This is a genomic window from Rhizobacter sp. P2_H2 (assembly GCF_056403375.1).
The window spans coordinates 1-4,610 of the sequence record NZ_JBFUFP010000395.1 but is presented as its reverse complement, the minus strand read 5'-3'; the positions used below and the strand labels follow the sequence as shown (position 1 = coordinate 4,610).

The 4,610-nt window shown below is 71.6% G+C and carries 4 protein-coding genes; all 4 read left to right on the top strand.

The window, feature by feature from the left end:
- Positions 1–280 precede the first annotated feature (280 nt).
- Positions 281–1,549 (top strand): type II secretion system protein GspL, encoded by a 1,269-nt coding sequence (gene gspL / locus AC1D15_RS18825; protein WP_047500224.1) that lies wholly within the window; start codon positions 281–283, stop codon positions 1,547–1,549.
- Positions 1,546–2,088 (top strand): type II secretion system protein M, encoded by a 543-nt coding sequence (locus tag AC1D15_RS18820; RefSeq protein WP_465110940.1) that lies wholly within the window; start codon positions 1,546–1,548, stop codon positions 2,086–2,088. Before gspL ends, AC1D15_RS18820 begins: the two co-directional genes overlap by 4 nt.
- Entirely contained in the window at positions 2,088–3,008 is a 921-nt protein-coding gene (gspN, locus tag AC1D15_RS18815) for a type II secretion system protein N (protein ID WP_082004084.1), read from the top strand. The genes AC1D15_RS18820 and gspN overlap by 1 nt, the downstream gene beginning before the upstream one ends.
- Positions 3,009–3,010: 2 nt before the next feature.
- Positions 3,011–4,610, top strand: a 1,600-nt coding sequence (gene gspD / locus AC1D15_RS18810) for a type II secretion system secretin GspD (RefSeq protein WP_477827178.1), incomplete at its 3' end; no start/stop codon positions are given.

The window sequence follows — 4,610 nt, the reverse complement described above, 5'->3', positions numbered from 1 at the left end:
CAGCAGGTCGGCGTGAACACCAGCTACTTCGAGGTGCGCGGCCGGCTGCGGCTGACCGACCAGGTGCTCGAACAGCGCTCGGTCGTCGAGCGCCGCGGCACCACCGTGACCCCGTTGTCGCGAGAACGCGTGAGTTCGATCGACAGCAGCAATTGACAAGCCCCGCCAGCGCCGCCACGCTGGCGCAGGAATTACTACAACAAGACACCGTAAGTCGTTGATTTCCTAAGGTTTGCGTGCGCCGAATGCCTACAATGCCGCAGCCAACATTGCGCCCCCCATGAGCACACTCGTCATCCAGATCCCGCCCCGTCCCCGGTTGCGCGCCAGCAGCCAGGCGCCGGCCGGCGCGGACGGCACGGGCACCGAGTACGTCTACGCGATGTCGCCGGACGGCCTGTCGATGGCCACGCACGGGCGTTGCGCCGCGTCGCTGCTGCCGAAGGCGAGCGTCGTCGTCGCGGTGCTCGCCGACACCGACGTCAGCTGGCACCGCATCACGCTGCCGAAGGCACCCGCCGCGCGGCTGCGCGCCGCCCTCACCGGCGTGCTCGAGGAAGCCCTGCTCGACGACGCCGAAGGCGTGCACCTGGCGGTGGCGCCCGAGGCCACCGCCGGCCAGCCGACCTGGATCGCCGCGGTCGACCGCCTGTGGCTCACCGGCGAGCTGGCCGCCCTCGAGAAGGCGCAGGTCTTCGTCGACCGCGTGGTGCCGGTGGCCTGGCCCGACGATCCGCCGACCGGCCACTTCGCCGAGAGCAGCGCCGATCCGCAGGCCGCCCGGGGCTCCGAAGGCGTCACGCTGAGCTGGGCGCACCACGACGGCGTCGCGCTCTTCAGCCTGCAGGGCACGCTCGCACGCGCGCTGCTGCCGCAACCGCTGCCCGAGGGCGCGCGCTGGAGCGCCACCCCGGCCGCCGCGACCACCGCCGAGCGCTGGCTCGGCAACCCGATCACCGTGATGACGCCGGCCCAGCGCGCGCTGCAGGCCTCGCGTTCGCTGTGGAATCTGCGCCAGTTCTCGCTCGCCCGCAAGAACCGCGGCACCCGCGCGATGCGCGACAGCTGGCGCAAGTTCCTGACGCCCGCGTGGCGGCCGCTGCGCTACGGATTGATCACGCTGGTCGTCGTGCAGCTGCTCGGCCTGAACCTGTGGGCCGCGCACCAGAGCTCGGCGATCTCGGCGCGCCGGCAGGCGATGGTCACCGTCGTGCAGACCGCCTACCCGCAGGTGCGCGCGGTGCTCGATGCGCCGGCCCAGATGCAGCGTGAGACCGACACCCTTCGGGCCGCTGCCGGCCGCCCTGGAGAAACCGATTTCGAGCCGATGCTGCAGGCGGCCGCCGCCGCGTGGCCGCCCGATCGCCCGCCGGTCGAGACGCTGAAGTACGAGCCCGGCAAGCTGACGCTCGCGGCCGCCGGCTGGAGCCCGCCGCAGATCGACCAGTTCCGCAACCAGTTGACACCCGCCGGCTGGCAGGTCGAGTCGGTCGATGGCCGGCTCACCATCAGCCGCGCCCCCGCCACGACGCCAGGACGCCCGCTGTGAGTACCGCCCGCAACGCTCGCCCTTCCCGCCCCTCGCGCCTGGCCCTGCCGGCGCCGCTGGCGGCCATCCGCACCCAGTTCCTCACGATGTGGAGCGGCCTGGCCGCGCGCGAGCGCATGGGCGCCGGCGCCGCGATGATCTGCGTCGGCATCCTGATCGTCTGGATGATCGCGGTCGCGCCGGCGTTGCGCGTCTTGCGCGAGGCCCCGGCCACGCTCGATGCGCTCGACGCCCAGCTGCAGTCGATGCAGCGCCTGGCCGGCGAGGTGCGCGAGCTGCGCGGTGTGGCGCCGGTGTCGCCGCAGCAGGCCGCCGAGGCGCTCAAGTCGGCCACCGACCGGCTCGGCGACAAGGGCAAGATCTCGGTGCAAGGCGATCGCGCGACGCTGACGCTGACCGGCGTCTCCGGCGAGAAGCTGCGCTCCTGGCTCGGCGAGGCGCGCAGCGGCGCGCGCGCGCGGCCGGTCGATGCGCAGCTGACCCGCGGCCCGCAGGGCTACGCCGGCACGATCCTCGTCAGCTTCGGGGGGGGCGCCTGATGGCCACCCGTCCGTTCCTGCGCCCGCTCGGGCGCAACGTGCCCAAGCGCGTCGGCAAGCGCCGCTTCGCCGCCAGCCTGAGCCCGTCGGCCTGGCAGGAGTCCACCTTCGCCGAGCTGGCCTGGGACCAGTCGCGCGGTGCCGCCGCGCGCTGGGGCATCGCCGGCACCGTGCTCGGCCTGCTGTTCGGGCTGGTCGCCTTTGCACCGGCAAGCTGGCTGGCCGGCGCGATCGAATCGGCCTCGGGCCAGCGCGTGCTGCTGGCCGATGCGCGCGGCACGGTGTGGTCGGGCAGTGCGGTCGTCGTGCTGACCGGCGGCCCCGGCAGCCGCGATGCCGCGGCGCTGCCGGGCCGGCTCGACTGGTCGCTCGGCCTGCGCGGGCTCGGCTTCGAGCTGGTGGCGCGCCAGGCCTGCTGCCTGAACGGCAACGTCGCGCTGCAGATCAAGCCCGGCTTCGGCCGCCTCTCGCTGACGCTGATGCCGCAGCCGGGCTGGACCGGCCAGTGGCCGGGCGCGCTGCTCGGCGGCCTGGGCACGCCGTGGAACACCTTGCAGCTCGGCGGCGCGCTGCGCCTGGTGTCGCCGGGGTTGAAGATGGAATGGGTGCAGGGCCGCTGGCTGATGGACGGCCGGGCCGATGTCGAGCTGATCGGTGCGGCGTCTCGCGTGTCGACGCTCGAGACGCTGGGCAGCTACCGCCTGTCGCTGACCGGCAACCCGGGCGGCGGTCCGTCGCAGCTGAGCCTGACGACGCTCGACGGCGCCCTGCAACTCTCGGGCAACGGCAGCATGGGCGCCAATGGCGTGCGCTTTCGCGGCGAGGCCCGTGCGAACAGCGGCGACGAAGCCGCACTGAGCAATCTGCTGAACATCATCGGGCGGCGCAACGGCGCCGTGTCCGTCATTTCGATCGGATGAGCATGAAAAAGCGCCATACCCCCCTGCTCCAGGCGCGACGCCCGCTCGTCGGCGCGCTGGTCGCCGCGCTGTTGACCACGAACCTCGGTGCGTTTCCGGTCGTGATGGCCCAGCAACCGGCATCGCCGGCACCGTCGCGCTTCAAGGGCGAGCCGGTCACCCTCAACTTCGTCAATGCCGACATCGAAGGCGTGTCACGCGCGATGGGCGCCATCCTGAAGCAGCAGTTCGTCGTCGACCCGCGCGTGAAGGGCACGATCACGCTGTTCAGCGAAGAGCCGATGACGCCGCGCGAGGCCTACCTGAACTACCTCGCCGCGCTGCGCGGCCTGGGCTTCACGGTGGTCGAGGTCGGCGGGCTGTTCAAGGTCGTGCCGGAGGCCGATGCGAAGCTGCAGTCGGGCACCGTCTCGGTCGGCTCGGTGTCGCGCCAGGGCGACCAGGTGCTGACGCAGATCTTCAAGCTCAGCCACGAGAACGCGAACAACCTGGTGCCGGTGCTGCGCCCGCTGATCAGCCCGAACAACACCATCAACGCGAACCCCGGCAACAACACGCTGGTGATCACCGACTACGCGGACAACCTGACGCGCATCGCGAAGATCATCGCCGCGATGGACACGCCGAGCTCCGGCGACGTCGAGATCATCCMGCTGAAGTACGCGGTCGCCACCGACCTCGCGACCGTCGTGCAGCGCCTGAGCGACGGCGGCACCGGCGTGCCGGGCGGCGTGCCCGGCGGCGGCGCCACCTCGTCGATCCTGGTCGATGCGCGCAGCAACGCGCTGATCGTGCGCGCCTCGACGCCGGCGCGCATGGCCAACATCAAGGCGGTGATCGAGAAGCTCGACAAGCCGATGGTGGGCGACAACCCGATGGGCAACATCTACGTCGTCTACCTGAAGAACGGCGATGCGGTGAAGCTGGCCACCGTGCTGCGCGCCGCATTCAGCTCGACCGGCGGCGGCGGTGGTGGCGGTGGCGGCAGCTCGCCGACGGCCGCGCTGTCGCAGGCGGCCAACCCGAACAACCCGCAGGGCGGCGGGCAGGCGGTGGCACCGCTCACCCCGTCGGCAGCGCCCTCCACCGGCGGCATGATCCAGGCCGACCCGGCCAGCAACTCGCTGATCATCACGGCACCCGAGCCGGTCTACAAGCAGCTGCGCGCGGTGATCGACCAGCTCGACTCGCGCCGCGCGCAGGTCTACATCGAAAGCATGATCGTCGAGGTGACCGGCGACAACGCCGCCGAGGCCGGCTTCCAGTGGCAGGGCCTGATCGGCAAGAGCGGCGACTCCACCGGCATCGTCGGCGGCACCAACTTCACGCCGAAGAGCGGCAAGGGCAACCTGGTGCAGATCGATGCGACCGGCGTGGCCGCCGGCCTCGGCGAGGGCTTCAACATCGGCGTGATCCGCAAGTTCGCCGGGCAGTACGGGCTGGCCGCCATCGCCAACCTGCTGCAGAGCCAGACCAACAGCAACATCATCTCGACCCCGAACCTGATCACGCTCGACAACGAGGAAGCGAAGATCATCGTCGGCAGCAACGTGCCGTTCATCACCGGCCAGTTCACCAACACCGGCACCGCCACCACCAGCC

What these genes read in the sequence shown, in the direction of transcription:
- gspL (WP_047500224.1), top strand. Translation starts at nt 281, where the DNA reads ATGAGCACACTCGTCATCCAGATCCCGCCCCGTCCCCGGTTGCGCGCC.
- gspN (WP_082004084.1), top strand. Translation starts at nt 2,088, where the DNA reads ATGGCCACCCGTCCGTTCCTGCGCCCGCTCGGGCGCAACGTGCCCAAG.